Source organism: Kitasatospora sp. NPDC032121 (genome assembly GCF_055580145.1).
Genome location: NZ_JBVILX010000015.1, coordinates 193,273 through 215,871, shown reverse-complemented (window position 1 = coordinate 215,871; position 22,599 = coordinate 193,273). Strand labels below are relative to the sequence as shown.

Genomic DNA, 22,599 nt, shown 5'->3' with positions numbered 1-22,599 from the left:
TTTTTTAGTGACCTTCGGAACCACCACGGACCAAAACCCGCCCGGCGTGCTGGGCGAACCCCGATCACGGCCTCAGGCCCCCCAGCGGTAAAACACCGCCCCGGGCCCGTCCTCGTCCGCGCGCCCGGGCGCGTTCAGCCCCGCGCCGCCGACGCCGCCGACACCCCGTGGATCCGCAGGAAGGCGTCCACGCCGACGGCCGCGACCCGCCGGACCTCCTCGTCCGCCACCGGGAGCGCGCCCCAGAAGGAGCGCTCGGCGATGCCGTGGAAGGTCAGCAGGGTGAACTGCTCGGCGGCGAGCGCGGCGTCCCCGCCCGCGAGCAGCCCGCGCTCGGCGAGCGCCTCGAAGTGCTGCGCGAGGTCGCGCTGGGAGGCGACCGGGCCGGCCTCCAGCCAGGCCTCCAGGACGTCCGCAGGGATGTTGGCCACCTCGGCGCGGATCGCCCGGCCGAGCGCGCCGTGCTCCCCGGCGGACAGCACGGCGCGGGCCCGCTCGACGGCGAAGTCGGTCAGGTCCCGGCGCAGGTCCACCACCCGGTCGAGGTACTTCGCCATCAACTCGCGGATCCGCTCGGTCAGTTCCGCCGAGTTCCGCAGGGCCACCGACAGGAAGAGGTTCTCCTTGTCGGCGAAGTGGTTGTAGACCGTCCGCTTGGACACCCCGGCCTCGGCCGCGATCGCGTCCATGCTGGCCCGGACGTACCCCTCGCGCCCGAACACCACCGTCGCGGCCTGCGTGATGGCCTTGCGCTTCTCCGGCCGCCCCGCTCCGCCCATCGTCGCCACGGCGCTCTCCTCCTCCGTCGGCGCATCGGCCGACCATCTCAAAAACTACCCGGTGTAGTTTATCCGGACCGCGGACGGCCCGCCCTCCCCGCCGAACAGGCGTGCTCTATGCTGCGTACGACTTCTACACCCGTGTAGAGACATGCGGAAGCGTCTCCCCGATTTCGGCCGGCCGGACCCCGTGCGGGAACCGGCCGACCCGGACCGGCGTCCAGAACGAGCAGTGTCATGACCGGATTTCCGGACATTCGGACGATCCATAGTTTGGACGTCCATGCGTTCGAACGAGTGGGCGGCGAGCGACGCGGACGCGCCACCGGGGCGCAGGGAACACGGGAACACCGGGGGTGAGGGCGTGGCGGGGCAACGAGGACGGTCAGCCGACCGAGGGGCGCGACGGCGGGCGGCGAGCGGGCCTGTCGGCCATCCCCGCCCCCTTCCCGGCGGCCCCTTACTGCCCGCGGCCCTCGCCGTCGGGCTACCGATCGCCGGCGCCGCGGTCGACGAACTCTCCGGGCCCGGCATGGGACTGGCCTTCGCGGTGGGCGCGGTGCTCGGCACCGGCCTGGCGGCGGCGTCGAGCGGCCGCAACGGCTGGTGGTGGGTGCTCGCCGCGTCGCCGCTGGTCGTCCTGGGTGCGACGGCCGTCGTCGAACTGGCCGCCCACCGCGACCGGTACCAGGGCAAGGGCCTGGCCGCCGGCGCCGCGAAGTGGGTGGTGCACGGCTTTCCCGTGATGGCCGAGGCCGCGGCCGCGGCCGTCATCGTGATCGCGGTCCGGCTGGTCCGGGCGAGGAGGAGGCAGCATGGCTGACAACGCCGAGCACGGCGGCGACACCGAGGCCCCCCGCCCCCGCCGCCCCTCCCCCGCGCTGATCGCGGGCCGGGTGGCGGCCTGCACCGTGGGATTCGCGGTGTTCGCCGCCAGCGGGGTGGTCTGGTACGGGTTCAAGCAGCTCACCGACGGGATGACCACCTCCAACGCGATCGCCCAGACCAAGAAGGACGCCCCCAAGCACCTGGACAACTCGGTCAATCTGCTGCTGATAGGCCTGGACAGCCGCAAGAACATGGACGGCACGGACCTCCCGCCCGAGTTCGTCCAGGACGAGCTGCACGCCGGCCACAGCTCCGACATCGGCGGCTACAACACCAACTCCCTGATCCTGCTGCACATCCCGGCGAACGGCGGCAAGGTGCAGGCCGTCTCGATACCCCGCGACGACTACGTCATGACCTACAGCGGCGACGGCAAGCAGGTCGGCATGCGCAAGATCAAGGAGGCCTACGGCGAGGCCAAGGACAAGGCCACGCCGGCCCTCCAGGCCAAGGGCCTCAAGGGCGCGGACCTGGAGAAGGCCGGACGCGACGCCGGACGCGCGGCCACCATCCAGACCGTGCAGAAGTTCCTCGACCAGCCCGTCGACCACATCGCCGAGGTCAACCTGATGGGCTTCTACGACATCGCTAAGGCCCTCCAGCCGATCGAGGTCTGCCTCACCCACGACACCAAGGACCCGGCCATGGAGGGCCAGGGCTCCGGCGCCGACTTCCACAAGGGCGTCAACAAGCTCAACGCCTCCCAGGCGCTCTCCTTCGTCCGCCAGCGCCACAACCTCGACGGCGGCGACGGCAACGACAGCGACTTCGCCCGCACCCACCGCCAGCAGGCCTTCATCTCCTCCGTCGTGCACAACCTGAAGCAGAAGGGCGTCCTCGGCGACCTCGGCAAGATGCAGGAGCTGATGGGCGTGGTGCAGAAGGACCTCGTCATCGACAACGAGTGGAACGTCCTGGACTTCGCCCAGCAGGCCCCCAACCTCACCGGCGGCAACGCGGAGTTCCGTACCCTCCCCGTCGCCGACCTCAGGAAGGTCAACGGCCAGGACGTCAACATCGTCAGCCCGCCGCAGATCCAGAAGATCGTCAAGCAGCTCTTCGGCTACGCCGACACCAGCCCGGCGCCGGCCCCGACCGACGAGAGCCCCGCCTCGACGGCCGCACCCGTCGCGCCCGTCGCGTCCACTCCGCCGGCCGCCGCCAGGAGCGTCACCGTGGACGTCTTCAACGCCTCCTCCACCCCCGGCGTCACCTCCACCGCGGAGTCCAAGGCCCTGGTCGCCATGGGCTTCAAGGAAGGGAGGACCGGCCCGGCGGCCGCCAAGCCGAAGACCACCACCGTCACCTACGGCAAGGGCGCCAAGGACGCGGCCGAGCAGATCGCCGCCCGCTACGGCGTGGCCGCCACCGAGTCCGCCTCCGCCACCGCCGACCACGTCACCGTCACCCTCGGCACCGCCTTCACCGGCGTCGCCGCCGACAAGCCCGCCGCCACCGGCACCCCGGCCGCCCCGCCCGCTCCGGACACCAACGTGCCCCAGCAGGGCCCCATGGTCGACGCGGAGTCCGACGGCGGCATCCCCTGCGTGTTCTGACACGCCCCGCCCCGCCCTCCGAGGGAGGCTCCCCGCCCGGGGGCCTCCCTCGGGCGTTCTCCGGCAACCCTGAGCGGATTCCCGGGCAATCCCCTGGCGGATTCTCCGTACTATGTATAGTGTACTGCGTACGGGATAACCGCGCAGGCATCGACGAGAGGGCTCCGCCATGCAGATCACCAAGACCGCCGTCTCCCTGACCGTCGAGGACGTCGGCACCTCGGCCGCCTTCCTCCAGCGGCACTTCGGCTACACCGAGGAGATGTCGGCCGACGGCTTCGTCTCGCTCGCTCACCCGGACGGCGGATTCAACGTCGTCTACCTCCGGCGCGGCCTCGAGGTCCTGCCGGAGGAGCAGCGCCACCGGATCGCGGACGGCGTGATCCTGGCGTTCGTCGTCGAGGACGTCGCCGCCGAGGAGCGGCGCCTGCGCGAGGAGGGGGTCGCGATCACCCTGCCCCTGCGCGAGGAGCCGTGGGGCGAGAAGCTCTTCCAGACCACCGACCCGAACGGGGTGCTGATCCAGCTGACGGAGTGGGCCGAGCAGTAGGCGATGCCGAGCAGTACGGCGAGGCTGACAGCGAGCGAGGCCGAGCGGTGGACGAGGCCGAGCGGTGAACGACGGAGCCCCCTGTCCGGCGGGACAGGGGGCTCCACTCGATCCGGCGGACGGTCAGTCCACCGTCCAGGTGTCGTTGCCGGTGAGGAGTGTGGCCAGGTCGCCGGGGCCGCTTCGGGTGGTGGCGGTGGCCAGCTGTTCGGCCATCAACTCGTCGTAGACCGGCCGCTGGACACTGCGCAGGACACCGATCGGGGTGTGGTGGAGGGTGTCCGCGTCCGCGATCCGGGACAGCGCGAACGCCGTGGCCGGGTTCGCGGCGTGCGCGTCGTGAACCAGCACCTGCGCCTCGTTGTCGGCCGTGACAGGGGCGGTGAACAGTTCGCCGTCACGGCCGCGGAAGACGCCGTTGGCCAGGTCCGTGCCGAAACGGATCGGCCGGCCGTGTTCCAGGCGGATCAGCGCCTCGTCCCGACTGCCCGGATCCTTCAGCACCTCGAACGCGCCGTCGTTGAAGATGTTGCAGTTCTGGTAGATCTCCACCAGCGCCGTACCCTCGTGCAACGCGGCCTCCCGCAACACCGACTGCAGGTGCTGACGGTCCGAGTCGATCGTGCGGGCGACGAACGTGGCCTCGGCACCGATCGCCAACGACAACGGGTTGAACGGCGCGTCCAACGAGCCCATCGGCGTCGACTTCGTGACCTTGCCCAGCTCACTCGTCGGCGAGTACTGACCCTTGGTAAGACCGTAGATCCGGTTGTTGAACAACAGGATCTTCAGATTCACATTCCTGCGCAGCGCGTGGATGAGGTGGTTGCCGCCGATGGACAGGGCGTCGCCGTCGCCGGTGACCACCCAGACGCTGAGGTCCTGGCGTGAGGTGGCCAGTCCGGTCGCGATCGCCGGGGCGCGGCCGTGGATCGAGTGCACGCCGTAGGTGTTCATGTAGTACGGGAACCGCGAGGAGCAGCCGATCCCGGACACGAACACCGTGTTCTCGCGGCGGATGCCCAGTTCGGGCATGAAGGACTGCACCGCCGCCAGGATCGCGTAGTCGCCGCAGCCGGGGCACCAGCGCACTTCCTGGTCGGTCTTGAAGTCCCGGGCGCTCTGCGGCTGTTCGGTCTTGGGGACCAGGCGCAGGGAGGGGTAGGCGTGGTCGGTCACTGGTGGTCCTCCTCGTCCAGGGTGCCGATCGCGGCCCACAGGACGTCCGCGAGTTGGGCGGCCTTGAAGGGCAGTCCGCGGACCTGGTTGTAGGACTCGGCGTCGACCAGGTACTTCGCCCGCAGCAGGAGGGCCAGTTGTCCGAGGTTCATCTCGGGCACGATGACTTTCTCGTAGCTGCGCAGGACGGTGCCGAGGTTGGCGGGGAAGGGGTTGAGGTTGCGCAGGTGGGCCTGGGCGATTTCGCCGCCGTCGGCGCGAACCCGGCGCACCGCGGCGGTGATCGGTCCGTAGGTGGAGCCCCAACCGAGGACCAGGACGCGGGCGTCGCCGCTGGGGTCGTCGACCTCGACCGGTTTGACGGTGATGCCGTCGATCTTGGCCTGGCGGGTGCGGACCATGAAGTCGTGGTTCGCGGGGTCGTAGGAGATGTTGCCGGTGCCGTCCTGTTTCTCGATGCCGCCGATGCGGTGTTCCAGGCCGGGTGTTCCGGGCACGGCCCAGGGGCGGGCCAGGGTGTGGGGGTCGCGTAGGTAGGGCCAGAACGCGCCGTCCTCACGGTTGGGCCCGGTGGCGAACCGTGGGTCGATCTCGGGGAGTTCGTCGACGTCCGGGATCCGCCAGGGCTCGGAGCCGTTGGCGAGGTAGCCGTCGGACAGGAGGAAGACCGGGGTGCGGTAGGTGACCGCGATCCGGGCCGCTTCCAGCGCGGCGTCGAAGCACTCCGCGGGTGTGGCCGGGGCGACGATCGGCACCGGTGCCTCACCGTTGCGTCCGAACATCGCCTGCAGCAGGTCCGCCTGCTCCGTCTTCGTCGGCAACCCCGTGGACGGGCCGCCGCGCTGGATGTCCACCACCAGCAGCGGCAGTTCCAGCGACACCGCCAGGCCGATCGTCTCCGACTTCAGCGCCACACCCGGCCCCGACGTCGTCGTCACCCCCAGCGCGCCGCCGAACGCGGCCCCGAGCGCGGCGCCGATGCCGGCGATCTCGTCCTCCGCCTGGAACGTGCGCACCCCGAAGTTCTTGTGCCGGCTCAGCTCGTGCAGGATGTCCGACGCCGGAGTGATCGGGTACGAGCCCAGATACAGCGGCAGCCCCGAGCGCCGCGCGGCGGCGACCAGCCCGTAGGACAGGGCGAGGTTGCCGGAGATGTTGCGGTAGCGCCCGGCCGGCAGCCTCGCCGGCGGCACCTCGTAGGACACCGCGAACGACTCGGTCGTCTCACCGAAGTTCCAGCCCGCCCGGAAAGCGCTGATGTTCGCCTCGGCGATCTGCGGCTTCTTCGCGAACTTCGCCCGCAGGAACGACTCCGTCCCGTGGGTGGGCCGGTGGTACATCCAGGACAGCAGGCCCAGGGCGAACATGTTCTTCGCCCGCTCCGCGTCCTTGCGCGCCAGACCGCTGTCCTTCAGCGCCTCCAGCGTCAGCGTCGTCAACGGCACCTTGTGCAGGTGGAAACCCTCCAGCGAACCGTCGCCCAACGGATCCGCCGCGTAACCGACCTTCGCCAGCGCGCGCTTGGTGAACTCGTCGGTGTTGACGATGATCTCCGCGCCACGCGGCAGGTCCGGCAGGTTCGCCTTCAACGCCGCCGGGTTCATCGCGACCAACACGTTCGGCGCGTCACCCGGCGTCAGGATGTCATGGTCCGCGAAGTGCAACTGGAACGACGACACCCCCGGAAGAGTCCCGGCAGGCGCCCGGATCTCCGCCGGGAAGTTCGGCAACGTCGACAGGTCGTTACCGAACGACGCCGTCTCCGACGTGAAACGGTCACCGGTCAGCTGCATACCGTCACCGGAATCACCGGCGAAACGAATGATCACCCGATCGAGTCTGCGGATCGGCTTGCCCGGCTTCACCGGAGGGCCGCCCGTGGCCGGGGGTCCCGCGGGAGCAGCCGAACCCGAGCGGACACCGCCGCTCCCGGCGCGGGCCTCGTCGCCGTCCGGGCCGTCCACTGCCTCTGACTGATCGACCTGACTGGTCACTGCCGCGGACCTCCTCGTGGGCGCACCACCGCGGGCGCGGCCCCGTGCCCCGTCCGCCTGGTGCACCTCTCGCATCCTATGCGGGTCGACTCGACGGCGGCCGGAGCCACGGCAGTTAATTCACCGGCCCGCGGCAACACAGCACACAAACGTCAACACCCGCCTGCCGGAGATCATTCCGGCTCGGGCGGGCGGGCGCGAGACACCTGGCGAACCTTGGCCGAGATGCGCTCAACGAGGCGGCTGTCAGGAGTTGAGGTAGGTGAGCACGGCCAGCACCCGGCGGTGGTCCTCGGCGCTCTGAGCCAGACCCAGCTTGAGGAAGATGTTGCTGACGTGCTTCTCCACCGCGCCGTCCGAGACCACCAGCTGCCTGGCCACCGCGGCGTTGGTGCGGCCCTCCGCCATCAGCCCGAGCACCTCGCGCTCGCGCGGCGTGAGATTGGCCAGAACGTCGCCCTTGCGGCTGCGGCTGAGGAGCTGCTGCACCACCTCGGGGTCCAGCGCGGTGCCGCCCTCGGCGACCCGGACCACCGCGTCGGCGAACTCGCGCACCTCGGCGACCCGGTCCTTGAGCAGGTAGCCGACGCCCCGGGTGGAGCCGGCCAGCAACTCGGAGGCGTAGCGCTCCTCCACGAACTGCGACAGCACCAGCACGCCCAGCTGCGGGTAGCGGCCGCGCAGCTCCACGCAGGCGCGCAGGCCCTCGTCGGTGTGGCTCGGGGGCATCCGCACGTCGGAGACCACCACGTCCGGCAGGGCGTCGGCAGCGGCCAGGTCGTGGATGGTCTTCACCAGGGCGTCGCCGTCCCCGACCCCGGCCACGACCTCCAGGCCGCGATCGGTGAGCAGCCGGGTCAGTCCCTCCCGTAGCAGAACGGAGTCCTCGGCGATGACGACGCGGCGCATAACGACCTTCCCGGCAGGCGTGGGCTGACGGGAGTCAGTCTCCCCCATGCCCTGACGCGCCGAGGGGGCGGGCCCGGCCACATCGCGGCCGGGCCCGCACGGCCCCGGTCGGGGCTCACATGGTGCGGATCGCCACCGCGTCGCAGAGGCCCTCCAGGGCGGCCTTCGCCGCGCAGTCCGGCAGCGGGGCCAGCAGCGCCCGGGCCTCCTCGGCCCGGCGCAGGGTCTCGGCGCGGGCACGCTGCAGCGCGGGGTGGGCGCGCAGCAGCCGCAGCGCCTCGGCGTGCAGCTCGTCGTCGGAGAGGTCCTGGTCGAGCAGTTCGCGCAGCCGGGCGTCGTCCGGGTCGGCCGGGTCGGCGGGCATCTGCTGCAGCAGCAGGGTCGGCAGGGTCGGCACGCCCTCGCGCAGGTCGGTGCCGGGGGTCTTGCCGGACTCGTGGCCGTCGCTGGCGATGTCGAGCACGTCGTCGGCCAGCTGGAAGGCGATGCCGATCCGCTCGCCGAACTCGCCGAGGGTGTCCACCAGCTCGCGCTCGGCACCGGCCATCAGCGCTCCTATCCGGCAGGAGACGGCGATCAGCGAGCCGGTCTTGCCCTCCAGGACGTCCAGGTAGTGCAGCAGTGGGTCCATGTCCTGGCCGGGGCCGCGGGTCTCCAGGATCTGGCCGGTGACCAGCCGCTCGAAGGCCTCGGCCTGCATCCGCACGGCCTCCGGGCCGAGGTCGGAGAGCACCTGGGAGGCGCGGGAGAACAGGAAGTCGCCGGTGAGGATCGCGACCGAGTTGTCCCAGCGGGAGTTGGCGCTCGGGGCGCCCCGGCGCACCGGCGCCTCGTCCATGACGTCGTCGTGGTACAGCGTGGCCAGGTGGGTCAGTTCGACCACCACGGCGGCGGGCACCACGCCGGGCGCCCCCGGGTCGCCGAACTGGGCCGCCAGCAGCAGGAGCAGCGGACGGAAGCGCTTGCCGCCGGCCTCGAGGAGGTGACTGGCGGTGACGGTGATGAAGGGGACGTCGCTCTTGACGGCCTCACCGAGCGCCGCCTCCACCGCGTCCAGTCCGGCCTGGACGTCCCGGGTCAGGTCGCGGTCCTGCACGCTGAGCCCGAAGGGTTCCACGACGGTCACGAAGACCACTCCTCTGTCCCTGGTCGATCTAGCGGCCTGGTCCCTGAGTGCCGCCGCTGGCCATACAGGCAGGGTATCCGGTCGCCAGTGGATCACTGCACGGGCGTGCGGATCCTGTCATGATCGGGCCTGATGCCCTGGTCAGCGCGGCTGTGCGGGCCGGACGGCGGTGGGGGCGAATTCGGCTGGAAATAAAGGCGGGAGAGCTCCCGGAACTCCCCCGGCCCCCGCACCCGACAAAGACCCGTCCGGGCCGCGCGAACTGGGCGCGGCCCGGACGGGGCCCTGGTCGAGAGCGGGGGACGTAAAGGTCAGCGCACGAACAGCGAGGCCTTGGACGCGAGGTCGAGGAAGTACTGGGGCAGCAGTCCGAGACCCAGCGTGACCAGCACCCCCACCCCGATCGCGGTCGCCGTGAAGGCGCTGGGGATCGCCACCGTGGGGCCGCCCGGCTGCGGGTCCGAGAAGAACATCAGCACGATGACCCGGATGTAGAAGAACGCGGCCACCGCCGAGCTCAGCACACCGACGACCACCAGGGGCGTCGCCCCCCCGCTGGCCGCGGCCTGGAAGACCGCGAACTTCCCGGTGAACCCGGAGGTCAGCGGAATTCCGGCGAAGGCCAGCAGGAACAGCGCGAACACCCCCGCCACCAGCGGCGAACGCCGCCCCAGCCCGGCCCAGCTGGACAGGTGGGTCGCCTCGCCCTTGGAGTCGCGCACCAGGGTGACCACCGCGAACGCCCCGAGCGTCACGAAGGCGTACGCCAGCAGGTAGAACAGCACCGAGGAGATGCCCTGCTTGTTGACGGCGATCACGCCGGTCAGGATGAACCCGGCGTGCGCGATCGAGGAGTACGCCAGCAGGCGCTTGACGTCCTGCTGGGTGACCGCGAGCACCGCGCCCACCACCATGGTGAGGATCGCCACGCCCCACATGACCGGCCGCCAGTCCAGCCGCAGGCCCGGGAAGGCCACGTAGAACAGCCGCAGGAAGGCCCCGAAGGCCGCGACCTTGGTGGCCGCCGCCATGAAGCCGGTCACCGGGGTCGGCGCGCCCTGGTAGACGTCCGGGGTCCAGGAGTGGAAGGGCACCGCGGCGACCTTGAACAGCAGGCCGACCGCCAGCATCGCCAGGCCGGTCAGCACCAGCGCGTCGCTCTGGGTGGTGCTCAGCTGCGCGGGGGTGGTCATCGCCTTGCCGGAGATGACGTCCCCGATGTCGCCGAGCTTCACGCTGCCCGCGTAGCCGTACAGCAGCGCCGTGCCGAACAGGAAGAAGGCCGAGGCGAAGGCACCGAGCAGGAAGTACTTGACCGCCGCCTCCTGGGAGAGCAGCCGGCGGCGCCGGGCCAGCGCGCACAGCAGGTACAGCGGCAGCGAGAAGACCTCCAGCGCCACGAACATGGTCAGCAGGTCGTTGGCGGCGGGGAACAGCAGCATGCCGGCGACCGCGAACATGGTGAGCGGGAAGACCTCGCTGGTGGCGAAGCCGGCCCGGACCGCGGCCCGCTCCTGCTCGCCGCCGGGGGTGGCGGCGGCCTGGGCGGCGAAGGCGTCGGCGGGCAGGCCGCCGGCCTTGGGCTCCAGCCTCCGCTCGGCGTAGGTGAGCACCGCGACCACCGAGGCCAGCAGGATCACGCCCTGGAGGAACAGCGCCGGGCCGTCCATCGCGACCGTCTCCATGGCCAGCAGGTCGATCCGGGTGAAGCCGTGGCTCTGCACGGCCAGCACCACCACGGCGACGAAGGCGCCGCCCAGTCCGGCCAGGGCGAGCGTCACCTGGGTCCAGTGCCGGTACCGGCGGGGTACGAAGGCCTCCACCAGGACGCCGGTCACGGCTGCGGCGAACACCACGAGCATCGGGGACAGCTGCCCGTACTCGATGTGCGGCGCCGGGATGCTGGCGGTGTTGCCGCCGGCGGCGGCGAGCACTGCGGTGGCGCTCACTTCTGCTCACCTCCTGAGGTGGCGGCGACCGGGTGGGCCGGCGCCGGATCGGTCCGGTGGATCTGCGAGAGCGTCGCGTTCACCGAGGGGTTGACCAGGTCGGTGAGCGGCTTGGGGTAGACGCCCAGCAGGATGGTCAGCGCCACCAACGGGCCGACCACGGCGAGTTCGCGGAGCTTGAGGTCGGGCATGGTGCGCACGCCCTCCTTCACCGGGCCGGTCATGGTGCGCTGGTACAGCAGCAGGGCGTACAGCGCGGCCAGCACGATGCCGAAGGTGGCCACGACGCCGATCGCCGGGTAGCGGGTGAAGGTGCCCACCAGCACCAGGAACTCGCTGACGAACGGGGCGAGCCCCGGCAGCGACAGCGTCGCCAGGCTGCCGATCAGGAACGTCCCGGCGAGCACCGGGGCGACCTTCTGCACGCCGCCGTAGTCGGCGATCAGCCGCGAGCCGCGACGGGAGATCAGGAACCCGGCCACCAGCATCCACGCCGCCGTGGACAGGCCGTGGTTGACCATGTACAGGGTGGCGCCGCTCTGGCCCTGGCTGGTCAGGGCGAAGACACCCATGATGATGAAGCCGAAGTGCGAGATCGAGGCGTACGCCACCAGGCGCTTGATGTCCTTCTGGCCGACCGCCAGCAGTGCGCCGTAGACGATCCCGACCAGCGCGAGGACCAGGATCGCCGGGCCGAAGGTCTTCGAGGCGTCCGGGAACAGCCCGAGGCAGAAGCGCAGCATCGCGAAGGTGCCGACCTTGTCCACCACGGCGGTGATCAGCACCGCGGTGCCGGCGGTGGACTCGCCCATCGCGTTCGGCAGCCAGGTGTGCAGCGGCCACAGCGGGGCCTTCACCGCGAAGGCGAAGAAGAAACCCAGGAACAGCGCCTTCTCGGCGGTGCCGGTCAGCTGGAGCCGGCCGTCGGCGATCGCCGAGGTCAGCGTCGGCAGGTCGAAGGTGCCGAAGCCCTGGTCCTGCGCGATCACGTACAGGCCGATCACCGCGGCCAGCATCACCAGGCCGCCGAGCAGGTTGTAGAGCAGGAACTTCACGGCCGCGTAGGAGCGCTGGCGCGCCGACTCGGGACCGCCCGCGCGGTCCCCGAAGCCGCCGATCAGGAAGTACATCGGGATCAGCATGGCTTCGAAGAAAACGTAGAACACGAAGACGTCGGTGGCGTAGAAGGAGACGACCACCATCGCCTCCACCGCGAGGATCAGGGCGAAGAAGCCCTGGGTGCGGCGCCTGTTCTCGAAGCTGCCGTCGGGCCCGGCCGGCCCCGGGTCGGCGTCGTGCCAGGAGGCGAGGATCACCAGCGGCACGAGCACGGCGGTGAGCAGGGCGAGCACGGCTCCGATGCCGTCCACGCCGAGCGAGAAGTTGATGCCGAAGGAGCGGATCCAGCTGTACGACTCGTTCAGCTGGAAGCGGGTGCCGTGCGGGTCGAACCGGGTCGCCACCACGGCGGCCAGCGCCAGGGTGACGACCGAGACGCCCAGCGCGACGGCCTTGGTGGTCCTGCGCCGGCTCTCGGAGGACCCGGCGGGCAGCGCGGCCGTCAGCACCGCGCCGGCCGCCGGAACGGCGCAGGTGGCGGTCAGAAGGACGCTCATGCCCGCTCCCCCCAACGGATATCAGGACGAGTCATCACGTGGACCTCATCAGGAGAGTCGTGGCGACCAGCACCAGCGTGCCGCCGAACATGGAGAGCGCGTACGAGCGGACGAAGCCGTTCTGGATCCGCCGCAGTCGGCCGGAGAGCCCGCCGATCGCGGCGGCCAGGCCGTTGACCACGCCGTCCAGGCCGCGGCTGTCGAAGAACACCAGCGCCGCGGCGAGCGCCGAGCCCGGCCGCACCAGCACCGCGTGGTTGAAGTCGTCCTGCAGCAGGTCGCGGCGGGCGGCCCGGGTGAGCGGGGAGCCGACCGGCGGCACCACCGGGACCGGCGAGCGCCCGTACATCAGGTACGCGAGGCCGACGCCGGCCAGCATGCAGGCCGTGGTCAGCAGGGTGACGGTCAGCGGGGCGAGCGGGGAGTTGCCCTCCTCGTGCCCGGTGACCGGCTCCAGCCACCTCAGGAAGGAGTCGTGGAAGGCGAACAGCCCGCCCGCGAAGACCGAGCCGAAGGCCAGCAGGACCATCGGGACGGTCATCGTCCGGGGCGACTCGTGCGGGTGCGGGGCGTTGCCCTCGGCGTCGGGCTGCCAGCGCTTCTCCCCGAAGAAGGTCAGCACCATCACCCTGGTCATGTAGAACGCGGTGACGGCCGCGCCGACCAGCGCGCACAGCCCGAGGATCCAGCCCTCGGTGCCGCCCTTGGCGAAGGCCGCCTCGATGATCTTGTCCTTGGAGAAGAAGCCGGACAGGCCCGGGAAGCCGATGATCGCCAGGTAGCCGAGGCCGAAGGTGACGAAGGTGACCGGCATGTACTTGCGCAGGCCGCCGTAGTGGCGCATGTTCACCTCGTCGTTCATGCCGTGCATGACCGACCCGGCACCGAGGAACAGCCCGGCCTTGAAGAAGCCGTGGGTCACCAGGTGCATGATCGCGAAGGCGTAGCCGATCGGGCCGAGCCCGGCCGCCAGCACCATGTAGCCGATCTGCGACATGGTCGAGCCGGCCAGCGCCTTCTTGATGTCGTCCTTGGCGCAACCGACGATCGCACCGAACAGCAGCGTCACCGCGCCGACCACCACCACGGCGGTCTGCGCGTCCGGCGCCAGGTCGAAGATCGCCGAGGAGCGGGTGATCAGGTAGACGCCGGCGGTCACCATGGTGGCCGCGTGGATCAGCGCCGACACCGGGGTCGGGCCCTCCATCGCGTCCCCGAGCCAGGACTGCAGCGGCACCTGCGCCGACTTGCCGCAGGCCGCCAGCAGCAGCATCAGGCCGATCGCCGTCAGCTTGCCCTCGCTCGCCTCGTGCGCACCGCCGAAGACCGGACCGAAGGCGAAGGAGCCGAACTCGGCGAACATCAGCATGATCGCGACGGACAGGCCGACGTCACCGACCCGGTTGACGATGAAGGCCTTCTTCGCCGCCGTCGCCGCACTCGGCTTGTGCTGCCAGAAGCCGATCAGGAGGTACGAGGCCAGGCCCACGCCCTCCCAACCGAAGTACAGCAGCAGGTAGTTGTCCGCGACCACCAGCAGCAGCATGGCGGCCAGGAACAGGTTCAGGTAGGCGAAGAAGCGGCGCCGGCGCTCGTCGTGCGCCATGTAGCCGACCGAGTAGAGGTGGATCAGCGTGCCGACGCCGGTGATCAGCAGGACGAAGGTCATCGACAGCTGGTCGAGCAGGAAGGAGGCGTCGGCCTGGAAGCCGTTCACCGGGATCCAGCTGAACAGATGCACGCCGACCGCCCGGTGCTCGGCGTCACGGCCGAGCATGTCCGAGAACAGGGCCAGGCCGAAGCCGAACGAGAGCGCCGCGAGCGCGGTGGCCAGCCAGTGGCCGTACCGGTCCAGCGCCCGGCCGCCGAGCAGCAGCAGGGCGGCGCCGGCCAGTGGAGCCGCCACCAGCAGCGGAATGAGAGAGTTCACCGAAGGCCCTCCGCCTACAGCTTCATCAGGTTGCTGTCGTCGACCGAAGCGGAGTGCCTGGTCCGGAAGATGGAGACGATGATGGCGAGGCCCACCACGACCTCGGCCGCCGCGACCACCATCGTGAAGAACGCGATGATCTGACCGTCCAAGGTCCCGTGCAGCCGGGAGAACGTCACCAGGGCGAGGTTCGAGGCGTTCAGCATCAGCTCCACGCACATGAACAGCACGATCGCGTTGCGCCGGATCAGCACCCCGGCCGCGCCGATGGTGAACAACAGGGCCGACAGATAGAGGTAGTTGACCGGGTTCACTCCGCGCCCTCCTCGCCGGCCGGGTGCTTCACGTTGTTCGCCGCCACCGGCTCGCCGTTCGCCGCGTCCCGTTCGCCGTTCGCCGGACCGCCGTTCGCGGGACCGCCGTTCGCCGGACCACCGTTCGCGGGACCGCCGTTCGCCGGCACCGGCTCCAGCGACTTGCGCGGGGACGCCACCGCCGGCCGCTCCGAGGACGGACGGCCCAGCCAGTCCGCCGTGCTGTTCTCCAGCTCCGCCATCCGCTGCAGCATCGCCTGGCTGACGTCCCGGACCTGGCCGCGCTCGCGCAGCGTCGCCATCACCGAGTCCTCGGCGACCGTGCCGTCCGGCAGCAGCGCCGGGACGTCCACCGCGTTGTGCCGCGCGTACACGCCCGGCGCCGGCATCGGCGGCACCTGGATGTTGTCCCTGATCCGCTGCGCCGCCAGCTCGCGCTGCGTCTTCGGCGCCTTCACGTGCTCCCGGTGGGTCAGCACCATCGCGCCGATCGCCGCGGTGATCAGCAGCGCACCGGTGACCTCGAAGGCCCACACGTACCGGGTGAAGATCAGCCGGGCCAGGCCCGGCACGTTGCCCTCGGCGTTCGCCTCGGACAACCCGGTGAAGTGGTTCAGCTTCGCGTTGGCGATCCCGGCGATCAGCAGCACGCCGAAGCCCAGGCCGCACAGGGCCGCGGCGAACCGCTGGCCCTTCAGCTGCTCCTTCAGGGAGTCCTCGCTGGTGACGCCGACCAGCATCACCACGAACAGGAACAGCATCATGATCGCGCCGGTGTAGACCACGATCTGCACCACGCCCAGGAACACCGCGCCCTGGGCCATGTAACAGACCGCCAGCGCCAGCATGGTGGCCGCCAGGCAGAGCGCGCTGTGCACGGCCTTGCGCATCAGCACCATGCCGAGCGCACCGCCGACCGCGATCACCGCGAGCACCCAGAACTGGAAGGCCTCACCCGTCGAGGTCGTCCCGGTCGCCTCCGCCAGCCGCGCGATCACTGCCGCACCTCCTTCTCCCGGTCGGTGCGCTCCTGCTGGACCGTCCCCGGCGCCGCCGCGGTGACCTCTCCCCGGTAGTACGCGCCCTCGTCGGTGCCCGGGAAGATCGCGTGCGGGGTGTCGACCATGCCCTCGGACAGGCCCACCAGCAGCTGCTCCTTGGTGAAGATGAGGTCCCGCCGGGAGGAGTCGGCCAGCTCGTACTCGTTGGTCATGGTCAGCGCCCTGGTCGGGCAGGCCTCGATGCACAGCCCGCACAGGATGCAGCGGGCGTAGTTGATCTGGTACACCGCGCCGTAGCGCTCGCCCGGGGAGTAGCGCTCCTCGTCCCGGTTGTCCGCGCCCTCCACGTAGATCGCGTCGGCCGGGCAGGCCCACGCGCACAGCTCGCAGCCGACGCACTTCTCCAGGCCGTCCGGGTGCCGGTTCAGCTGGTGGCGGCCGTGGAAGCGCGGAGCGGTGGGCTTCTTCTGCTCCGGGTACTGCTCGGTGAGCCGCTTCTTGAACATGGCCTTGAAGGTCACGCCGAAGCCGGCGGCCGGGCCGAGGATCGACGGACGGTCGGCTCGCTCGGGGCGGCCCGCACGATCGGACTGGTCGGACATCTCGGTTCAGCTCCCTTCGGAATGGTCGGCCCCGTTGAGGGCGTCCTGGAGTTGCTTCGGGGCACGACTGGGCCGGCGCGGCACCGGCGGGAGCACCTGACCGGGCATCGGCGGGACCGGGTAGCCGCCCGCCATCGGATCGAACTCGCCCTCGGGAGGCGCCTCCTCGACCTCCGGCTGCTTCCTCACGAAGTCCCGCAGCAGCGCCAGCAGCAGCACCACCCCGACCGGGGCGCCCACGTACAGCACCACCTGGCCGAAGCCGTAGCCCTCGTTGCGCAGCGCCCGCACACTCGCGATCAGCACCAGCCACACCAGCGAGACCGGGATCAGCACCTTCCAGCCCAGCTTCATGAACTGGTCGTAGCGGAACCGGGGCAGCGTGCCGCGCAGCCAGATGAAGAAGAACAGCAGCAGCTGGATCTTCAGCGTGATCCACAGCATCGGCCACCAGCCGTGGTTGGCGCCCTCCCAGAAGGTCGACACCGGCCACGGGGCCCGCCAGCCGCCCAGGAAGAGGGTCGAGGCCACCGCCGAGACCGTCACCATGTTCACGTACTCGGCCAGCATGAACATCGCGAACTTCAGCGAGGAGTACTCGGTGTTGAAGCCGCCGACCAGCTCGCCCTCGGCCTCCGGAAGGTCGAACGGCGCCCGGTTGGTCTCGCCGACCATCGCGATGACGTAGACGATGAACGAGACCGGCAGCAGCGCCGCGAACCAGGTCGGTTGCTGGTGCGCCACGATCTCCGAGGTCGACATCGAGCCGGAGTAGATGAAGACCGCCGCGAAGGACAGGCCCATCGCGATCTCGTAGCTGATCATCTGCGCGGACGAGCGCAGCCCGCCCAGCAGCGGGTACGTCGAACCCGAGGACCAGCCGGCCAGCACGATGCCGTAGATGCCCACCGAGGCGGTCGCCAGGATGTACAGCAGCGCCACCGGGAAGTCCGTCAGCTGGAGCGGCGTGCGGGTGCCGAAGATCGACACCTCGTTGCCGGCCGGGCCGAACGGGATCACCGCGAAGGCCATGAACGCGGGGATGGCGCAGACGATCGGGGCCAGGATGTAGACCACCTTGTCCGAGCCCTTGACCACCAGGTCTTCCTTCAGGGCCAGCTTCACGCCGTCCGCCAGCGACTGCAGCAGGCCCCACGGGCCGTGCCGGTTGGGCCCGATGCGCAGCTGCATCCAGGCCACCACCTTGCGCTCCCAGACGATCGCGATCAGCACCGTCAGGACCAGGAAGGCGAAGCAGAACACGGCCTTCAGCAGCACCAGCCACCACGGGTCCTGCCCGAAGAAGTGGAGCGTCTCGTACGGCTGCGAAGTCATCGGTCCTCCCCTTCGCCGGCGGTGTGGTCCGCGGTCTCCTGGGCCTTCGCCGCCCTGGCCTGTGTCGCCCTGGCCTTCGCCGCCCGGGCCTGTGTCGCCGGCTGGGGTTCGGGTTCGGCTGCGGGTTCGGCGGGTTCGGTCTCCGGTTCGGGTTCGGAGTCGAGTTCGGCCGCGGTGATCGTGACCAGGTGGCCGACGGTGGTGCCGAGCGCGCGGTGGGCGCCGCCCGGGGTGGAGTCGAGCGGGATCCAGACCGTGCGGTCCGGGATCGAGTCGGTGACCTCCAGCGGCAGGGTCAGCGATCCGGCCGGGCCGGTCAGCCTCAGCGCGGCGGCCGCCTCGGCGCCGACCTCCTTGGCCGTCTCCGCCGAGATCCGGACCACCGCCCGGTGCCGGGTGCCCGCCAGGTGCGGGTCCCCCTGCTGCAGCACGCCGTTGTCCAGCAGCAGGCGCCAACCCGCCAGCACCGCCTGGCCGGCGGCCGGCCGGGGCAGCACGGCCGGGTGCGCCGCCGGGTCGGCCGCGCGGCCGCCCTCCCAGGGGGTGAAACGGTCCAGCTCCAGCCGGGCCGCCCGGACGTCCGGCAGCCCCAGCCGGTGGCCCAGAGCGTCGGCCAGCATGCTCAGCACCCGCAGATCCGACTGGAGGTGCCGGCCCATCTGCTGGTCCGGCTTGAGCGCGGACTCGAACATCCGCACCCGGCCCTCCCAGTCCAGGAAGGTGCCGGCCTTCTCCGCCACCGCCGCCACCGGCAGCACCACGTCGGCGCGCGCCGTCACCGCCGAGGGCCGCAGCTCCAGCGACACCAGGAACGGCACCGCCGCCAACGCCTCGTCGGCCAGCGCCGGATCCGGCAGGTCGTCCGGGTCCACCCCGCCGACCACCAGCGCCTCCAACTCGCCGGCCACGGCCGCCGCCAGGATCCCGTCGGTGTCCCGGCCCGGCCGGGACGGCGGCTCGGCCCCGCCCCACACCGCGGCCGCCTCCGCCCGGGCCGCCGCGTCCGCCACCGGACGGCCGCCGGGCAGCAGGCCCGGCAGCACACCCGCCTCGACGGCCCCGCGCTCACCGGCCCGGCGCGGCACCCAGGCGAGCTTCGCGCCGGTCGCGTGCGCCAGCCTCAGCACCGCGGTCAGTGCGCCCGGGACGGCGGCCAGCCGCTCGCCCGCCAGGATCACCGCACCCGGGGTGCGCAGCAGTTCGGCCGCCCGGCCCGCCTCGTCGTTCAGCGGCTCGTCCGCCGCCAGCGCCGCGAACCACTCCGGCTCGGTGCCGGGGGCCGCCGGCAGCAGCGCGCCGCGCAGCTTGGCCAGACCCCGGGAGCCGAACGCGGCCACCGAGAACACCTTCAGGCCCGTCGCCCGGGTCGCCTTGCGCAGCCGCAGGAAGACGATCGGCGACTCCTCCTCCGGCTCGAAGCCCGCCAGCAGCACCGCCGGCGCCCGGTCGAGGTCCTCGTAGGCCGGCCCGGTGCCGTCCAGGTCGACGCCCCGCCCGGCCACCGCGGCGGCCAGGAACTCCGCCTCCTCACCGCTGTGCGGGCGGGCCCGGAAGTCCACGTCGTTGGTGCCCAGGGCCACCCGCGCGAACTTCCCGTACGCGTAGGCGTCCTCGACCGTCACCCGACCGCCGGCCAGCACCCCGGCCCGGACCCCGCGCAGCCCCTCGGCCGCCCGGGCCAGCGCCTCCGGCCAGGAGGCCGGCACCAGTTCGCCGTCCACCCGCACCAGCGGGGTGGTCAGCCGGTCGCGCTGCTGGGCGTAGCGGAAGGCGAAGCGGCCCTTGTCGCAGTTCCACTCCTCGTTCACCGCCGGGTCCTCGCCCGCCAGCCGGCGCAGCACCTTGCCGCGCCGGTGGTCGGTGCGCTGCGCGCAGCCCGAGGCGCAGTGCTCGCACACGCTCGGCGAGGAGACCAGGTCGAAGGGGCGCGAGCGGAACCGGTACGCCGCCGAGGTCAGCGCGCCCACCGGGCAGATCTGGATGGTGTTCCCGGAGAAGTACGACTCGAAGTCGTCGCCCTCGCCGGTGCCGACCTGCTGCAGCGCCCCGCGCTCCACCAGGTCGATGAACGGGTCCCCGGCGATCTGCTGCGAGAAGCGGGTGCAGCGCGCGCACAGCACGCAGCGCTCGCGGTCCAGCAGCACCTGGCTGCTGATCGGCACCGGCTTCTCGTAGGTGCGCTTCATCCCCTCGAAGCGGGAGTCGGCGGCGCCGCTGGTCATCGCCTGGTTCTGCAGCGGGCACTCGCCGCCCTTGTCGCAGACCGGGCAGTCCAGGGGGTGGTTGATCAGCAGCAGCTCCATCACGCCGCGCTGGGCCTTCTCGGCCACCGGCGAGCTTAGCTGGGTGCGCACCACCATGCCCTCGGCCACCGGGACGGTGCAGGAGGCGACCGGCTTGCGCTGGCCCTCGATCTCGACGATGCACTGGCGGCAGGCACCGGCCGGGTCGAGCAGCGGGTGGTCGCAGAAGCGCGGGATCTGGGTGCCGATGGTCTCGGCGGCCCGGATCACCAACGTTCCCTTGGGGACCCGCACTTCGACGCCGTCGATGGTGAGCGTGACCAGTTCGACCGCGGTCTCGGAGGCGGTTGGCTCTGTGATCGTCACGCGTGCACCTCCCTTTCGGTGGCGGACTGGTGGCCGGGGCGGGGGCCGTCGGCCCAGACGGTGGAGGCGGCCGGGTCGAACGGGCAGCGGCGCTCGGCCAGGTGCTGCTCGTACTCGGCCCGGAAGTGCTGGAGCGAGGAGACGATCGGGCTGGCCGCGCCGTCGCCCAGCGCGCAGAAGGACTTGCCGTTGATGTTGTCGGCGATGTCGAGGAGCTTCTCCAGGTCCCCGTCGACGCCCTCGCCCGCCTCGATCCGCTTGAGCAGCTGGACCAGCCAGTAGGTGCCCTCGCGGCAGGGGGTGCACTTGCCGCAGGACTCGTGGGCGTAGAACTCCGTCCAGCGGGTGACCGCCCGCACCACGCAGGTGGTCTCGTCGAAGACCTGGAGCGCCTTGGTGCCGAGCATCGAGCCGGCCGCCCCGACGCCCTCGTAGTCCAGCGGGACGTCGAGGTGCTCGTCGGTGAACATCGGGGTGGAGGAGCCGCCCGGGGTCCAGAACTTCAGCCGGTGCCCGGGGCGGATGCCGCCGCTGAGGTCGAGCAGCTGGCGCAGCGTGATGCCGAGCGGGGCCTCGTACTGGCCGGGGTTGGTGACGTGGCCGGAGAGCGAGTAGAGCGTGAAGCCGGGGGACTTCTCGGTGCCCAGCGCCTTGAACCACTCCTTGCCGCGGGACAGGATCGGCGGCACCGAGGCGATCGACTCGACGTTGTTGACCACCGTCGGGCAGGCGTACAGGCCGGCGATCGCCGGGAACGGGGGCCGCAGCCTGGGCTGGCCGCGGCGGCCCTCCAGGGAGTCCAGCAGCGCCGTCTCCTCGCCGCAGATGTAGGCGCCGGCGCCGGCGTGCACGGTGATGTCGAGGTCGGTGCCGGAGCCGAGGATGTTCCGACCCAGCAGCCCCGCCCCGTAGGCCTCGGCGACGGCCGCGTGCAGCCGGCGCAGCACCGGGACGACCTCGCCGCGCAGGTAGATGAAGGCGTGGTCGCAGCGGATCGCGTAGGAGGCGATGATCATGCCCTCGATCAGCGCGTGCGGGTTGGCGAACAGCAGCGGGATGTCCTTGCAGGTGCCCGGCTCGGACTCGTCGGCGTTGACCACCAGGTAGTGCGGCTTGCCGTCGTTCTGCGGGATGAACTGCCACTTCATGCCGGTGGGGAAGCCGGCGCCGCCGCGGCCGCGCAGGCCGGCGTCCTTGACCAGGGCGATCACGTCGTCCGGCGGCATGGCGAGGGCCGCCTTGAGGCCCTCGTAGCCGTGGTGGCGGCGGTAGGTGTCGAGCGTCCAGGGGCGGCTGTCGTCCCAGGAGTCGGACAGGACCGGGGTGAGCAGCTTCTCGGCCGGCTCGGCGGCGGTCATCACGCCTCGCTCCCTTCCTGGCCGTTGGTCGGCTGGCCGTTGCCCGGTTGGCTGTCGGCAGGCTGGCCGTTGACAGGCTGGCTGTCGGCGGGCTGGCCGTTGCCCGGTTGACCGTTGGCGGGCTGGCCGTCGGCGGGCTGGCCGTTGCCCGGTTGACCGTTGGCGGGCTGACCGTTGGCTGCCCGGTGGGGGGACTCGGGGCGGGGGGAGACCACCTTGGTGCCGGGGGTGCCGGGCAGGGCCTCGCCGCGGGCCAGCCGCAGGCCGGCCAGGGAGGGCGCGCCGCCGGCGCCGGACTCGTCGTTGGCGCCCGGGCGCTCGTCGGGGAAGCCGGCCAGGATCCGGGCGGTCTCCTTGAAGCCGCACAGCCGGGCGCCGCGGGTGGGCCTGACCTCGCGGCCGGCGCGCAGGTCGTCGACCAGCTGCCGGGCGCTCTCCGGCGTCTGGTTGTCGAAGAACTCCCAGTTGACCATCACCACGGGCGCGTAGTCGCAGGCCGCGTTGCACTCGATGTGCTCGATCGAGAGCTCGCCGTCCTCGGTGGTCTCGTTGTTGCGGATGCCCAGGTGCTCCTGGAGCTCGGCGAAGATCTGGTCGCCGCCGAGCACCGCGCACAGGGTGTTGGTGCAGACCCCCACGTGGTACTTCCCGGCCGGGCGGCGCCGGTACATGGTGTAGAAGGTCGCGACCGCGGTGACCTCGGCGGTGGTGAGGTCCAGCTGCTCGGCGCAGAAGCGGATCCCGGTCGGGCTGACGAAGCCCTCCTCGGCCTGCACCAGGTGCAGCAGCGGCAGCAGCGCCGAACGGGGCTGCGGGTAGCGGGCGATCAGCTCGGCGGCGTCGGCGGCCAGCCGGGCGTGCACCTCCTCGGGGTACGGTGCGGCCGGCAGCGCCGGCAGTCCCA

At 71.3% G+C, this 22,599-nt stretch carries 17 protein-coding genes and 1 pseudogene; 3 read left to right on the top strand and 15 right to left on the bottom strand.

Annotation, left to right across the window (positions count from 1 at the left end; translation table 11 throughout):
* Positions 1 to 134: 134 nt before the first annotated feature.
* A complete protein-coding gene (locus ACZ5OX_RS30035) occupies positions 135 to 779 on the bottom strand; it encodes a TetR/AcrR family transcriptional regulator (RefSeq protein ID WP_465634375.1) in 645 nt (214 codons plus the stop codon).
* A 283-nt stretch (positions 780 to 1,062) separates the two neighbouring features.
* Here ACZ5OX_RS30035 and ACZ5OX_RS30030 point away from each other — a divergent pair, with 283 nt between their 5' ends.
* The 3 genes from ACZ5OX_RS30030 (at position 1,063) to ACZ5OX_RS30020 (ending at position 3,773) form a co-directional block, all read left to right on the top strand.
* On the top strand, positions 1,063 to 1,602 hold the full coding sequence (locus tag ACZ5OX_RS30030) for a DUF6542 domain-containing protein (protein ID WP_465634357.1): 540 nt from the start codon (positions 1,063 to 1,065) through the stop codon (positions 1,600 to 1,602).
* Positions 1,595 to 3,223 (top strand): LCP family protein, encoded by a 1,629-nt coding sequence (locus ACZ5OX_RS30025; protein WP_465634356.1) that lies wholly within the window; start codon positions 1,595 to 1,597, stop codon positions 3,221 to 3,223. The genes ACZ5OX_RS30030 and ACZ5OX_RS30025 overlap by 8 nt, the downstream gene beginning before the upstream one ends.
* Before the next feature lie 169 nt (positions 3,224 to 3,392).
* Positions 3,393 to 3,773 carry a VOC family protein gene (locus ACZ5OX_RS30020; RefSeq protein ID WP_465634354.1) on the top strand — a complete coding sequence of 127 codons (381 nt, stop codon included), beginning with the start codon at positions 3,393 to 3,395 and terminating at the stop codon, positions 3,771 to 3,773.
* A 123-nt stretch (positions 3,774 to 3,896) separates the two neighbouring features.
* Here the strand turns inward: ACZ5OX_RS30020 and ACZ5OX_RS30015 are convergent, their stop codons facing one another.
* The 14 genes and pseudogenes from ACZ5OX_RS30015 to nuoE all read right to left on the bottom strand — a co-directional run bounded on the left by ACZ5OX_RS30015 (position 3,897) and on the right by nuoE (position 22,594).
* Positions 3,897 to 4,952: a 2-oxoacid:ferredoxin oxidoreductase subunit beta gene (locus tag ACZ5OX_RS30015; RefSeq protein ID WP_465634353.1), complete on the bottom strand. Its 1,056-nt coding sequence runs from the start codon at positions 4,950 to 4,952 to the stop codon at positions 3,897 to 3,899.
* Positions 4,949 to 6,946 (bottom strand): 2-oxoacid:acceptor oxidoreductase subunit alpha, encoded by a 1,998-nt coding sequence (locus ACZ5OX_RS30010; protein WP_465634352.1) that lies wholly within the window; start codon positions 6,944 to 6,946, stop codon positions 4,949 to 4,951. Before ACZ5OX_RS30010 ends, ACZ5OX_RS30015 begins: the two co-directional genes overlap by 4 nt.
* 246 nt (positions 6,947 to 7,192) lie before the next feature.
* Entirely contained in the window at positions 7,193 to 7,855 is a 663-nt protein-coding gene (locus tag ACZ5OX_RS30005) for a response regulator transcription factor (protein ID WP_359827817.1), read from the bottom strand.
* Positions 7,856 to 7,970: 115 nt separating this feature from the next.
* Positions 7,971 to 8,981: a polyprenyl synthetase family protein gene (locus ACZ5OX_RS30000; protein WP_392882275.1), complete on the bottom strand. Its 1,011-nt coding sequence runs from the start codon at positions 8,979 to 8,981 to the stop codon at positions 7,971 to 7,973.
* A 311-nt stretch (positions 8,982 to 9,292) separates the two neighbouring features.
* Positions 9,293 to 10,930 carry an NADH-quinone oxidoreductase subunit NuoN gene (gene nuoN / locus ACZ5OX_RS29995; protein WP_465634350.1) on the bottom strand — a complete coding sequence of 546 codons (1,638 nt, stop codon included), beginning with the start codon at positions 10,928 to 10,930 and terminating at the stop codon, positions 9,293 to 9,295.
* Positions 10,927 to 12,546 (bottom strand): NADH-quinone oxidoreductase subunit M, encoded by a 1,620-nt coding sequence (locus ACZ5OX_RS29990; protein ID WP_449791484.1) that lies wholly within the window; start codon positions 12,544 to 12,546, stop codon positions 10,927 to 10,929. The genes nuoN and ACZ5OX_RS29990 overlap by 4 nt, the downstream gene beginning before the upstream one ends.
* A gap of 34 nt (positions 12,547 to 12,580) precedes the next feature.
* Positions 12,581 to 14,476 carry an NADH-quinone oxidoreductase subunit L gene (nuoL, locus tag ACZ5OX_RS29985; RefSeq protein WP_465634349.1) on the bottom strand — a complete coding sequence of 632 codons (1,896 nt, stop codon included), beginning with the start codon at positions 14,474 to 14,476 and terminating at the stop codon, positions 12,581 to 12,583.
* Positions 14,477 to 14,490: 14 nt separating this feature from the next.
* A complete protein-coding gene (gene nuoK, locus ACZ5OX_RS29980; protein WP_195911268.1) occupies positions 14,491 to 14,790 on the bottom strand; it encodes an NADH-quinone oxidoreductase subunit NuoK in 300 nt (99 codons plus the stop codon).
* On the bottom strand, positions 14,787 to 15,785 hold the full coding sequence (locus ACZ5OX_RS29975; RefSeq protein ID WP_465634374.1) for an NADH-quinone oxidoreductase subunit J: 999 nt from the start codon (positions 15,783 to 15,785) through the stop codon (positions 14,787 to 14,789). Before ACZ5OX_RS29975 ends, nuoK begins: the two co-directional genes overlap by 4 nt.
* Positions 15,785 to 16,393 (bottom strand): NADH-quinone oxidoreductase subunit NuoI, encoded by a 609-nt coding sequence (nuoI, locus tag ACZ5OX_RS29970; protein WP_392882284.1) that lies wholly within the window; start codon positions 16,391 to 16,393, stop codon positions 15,785 to 15,787. The genes ACZ5OX_RS29975 and nuoI overlap by 1 nt, the downstream gene beginning before the upstream one ends.
* A gap of 6 nt (positions 16,394 to 16,399) precedes the next feature.
* Positions 16,400 to 17,728 carry an NADH-quinone oxidoreductase subunit NuoH gene (nuoH, locus tag ACZ5OX_RS29965; protein ID WP_465634347.1) on the bottom strand — a complete coding sequence of 443 codons (1,329 nt, stop codon included), beginning with the start codon at positions 17,726 to 17,728 and terminating at the stop codon, positions 16,400 to 16,402.
* A gap of 131 nt (positions 17,729 to 17,859) precedes the next feature.
* Positions 17,860 to 20,337 (bottom strand): annotated as a pseudogene (locus ACZ5OX_RS29960) (NADH-quinone oxidoreductase subunit G); the annotation flags it as partial.
* A complete protein-coding gene (gene nuoF, locus ACZ5OX_RS29955) occupies positions 20,334 to 21,695 on the bottom strand; it encodes an NADH-quinone oxidoreductase subunit NuoF (protein WP_449791481.1) in 1,362 nt (453 codons plus the stop codon). The gene nuoF and the pseudogene ACZ5OX_RS29960, both read right to left, overlap by 4 nt.
* Positions 21,695 to 22,594 carry an NADH-quinone oxidoreductase subunit NuoE gene (gene nuoE / locus ACZ5OX_RS29950; protein ID WP_465634373.1) on the bottom strand — a complete coding sequence of 300 codons (900 nt, stop codon included), beginning with the start codon at positions 22,592 to 22,594 and terminating at the stop codon, positions 21,695 to 21,697. The genes nuoF and nuoE overlap by 1 nt, the downstream gene beginning before the upstream one ends.
* Between the last annotated feature and the right edge of the window lie 5 nt (positions 22,595 to 22,599).

Bases quoted from the DNA above. Each gene is read 5' to 3' on its own strand.
- nuoF (WP_449791481.1), bottom strand. From the start codon at position 21,695: ATGACCGCCGCCGAGCCGGCCGAGAAGCTGCTCACCCCGGTCCTGTCC.
- ACZ5OX_RS30005 (WP_359827817.1), bottom strand. From the start codon at position 7,855: ATGCGCCGCGTCGTCATCGCCGAGGACTCCGTTCTGCTACGGGAGGGA.
- nuoI (WP_392882284.1), bottom strand. From the start codon at position 16,393: ATGTCCGACCAGTCCGATCGTGCGGGCCGCCCCGAGCGAGCCGACCGT.
- ACZ5OX_RS30025 (WP_465634356.1), top strand. From the start codon at position 1,595: ATGGCTGACAACGCCGAGCACGGCGGCGACACCGAGGCCCCCCGCCCC.
- ACZ5OX_RS30020 (WP_465634354.1), top strand. From the start codon at position 3,393: ATGCAGATCACCAAGACCGCCGTCTCCCTGACCGTCGAGGACGTCGGC.
- nuoH (WP_465634347.1), bottom strand. From the start codon at position 17,728: ATGACTTCGCAGCCGTACGAGACGCTCCACTTCTTCGGGCAGGACCCG.
- ACZ5OX_RS30035 (WP_465634375.1), bottom strand. From the start codon at position 779: ATGGGCGGAGCGGGGCGGCCGGAGAAGCGCAAGGCCATCACGCAGGCC.
- ACZ5OX_RS30030 (WP_465634357.1), top strand. From the start codon at position 1,063: ATGCGTTCGAACGAGTGGGCGGCGAGCGACGCGGACGCGCCACCGGGG.
- ACZ5OX_RS29990 (WP_449791484.1), bottom strand. From the start codon at position 12,546: ATGAGCGTCCTTCTGACCGCCACCTGCGCCGTTCCGGCGGCCGGCGCG.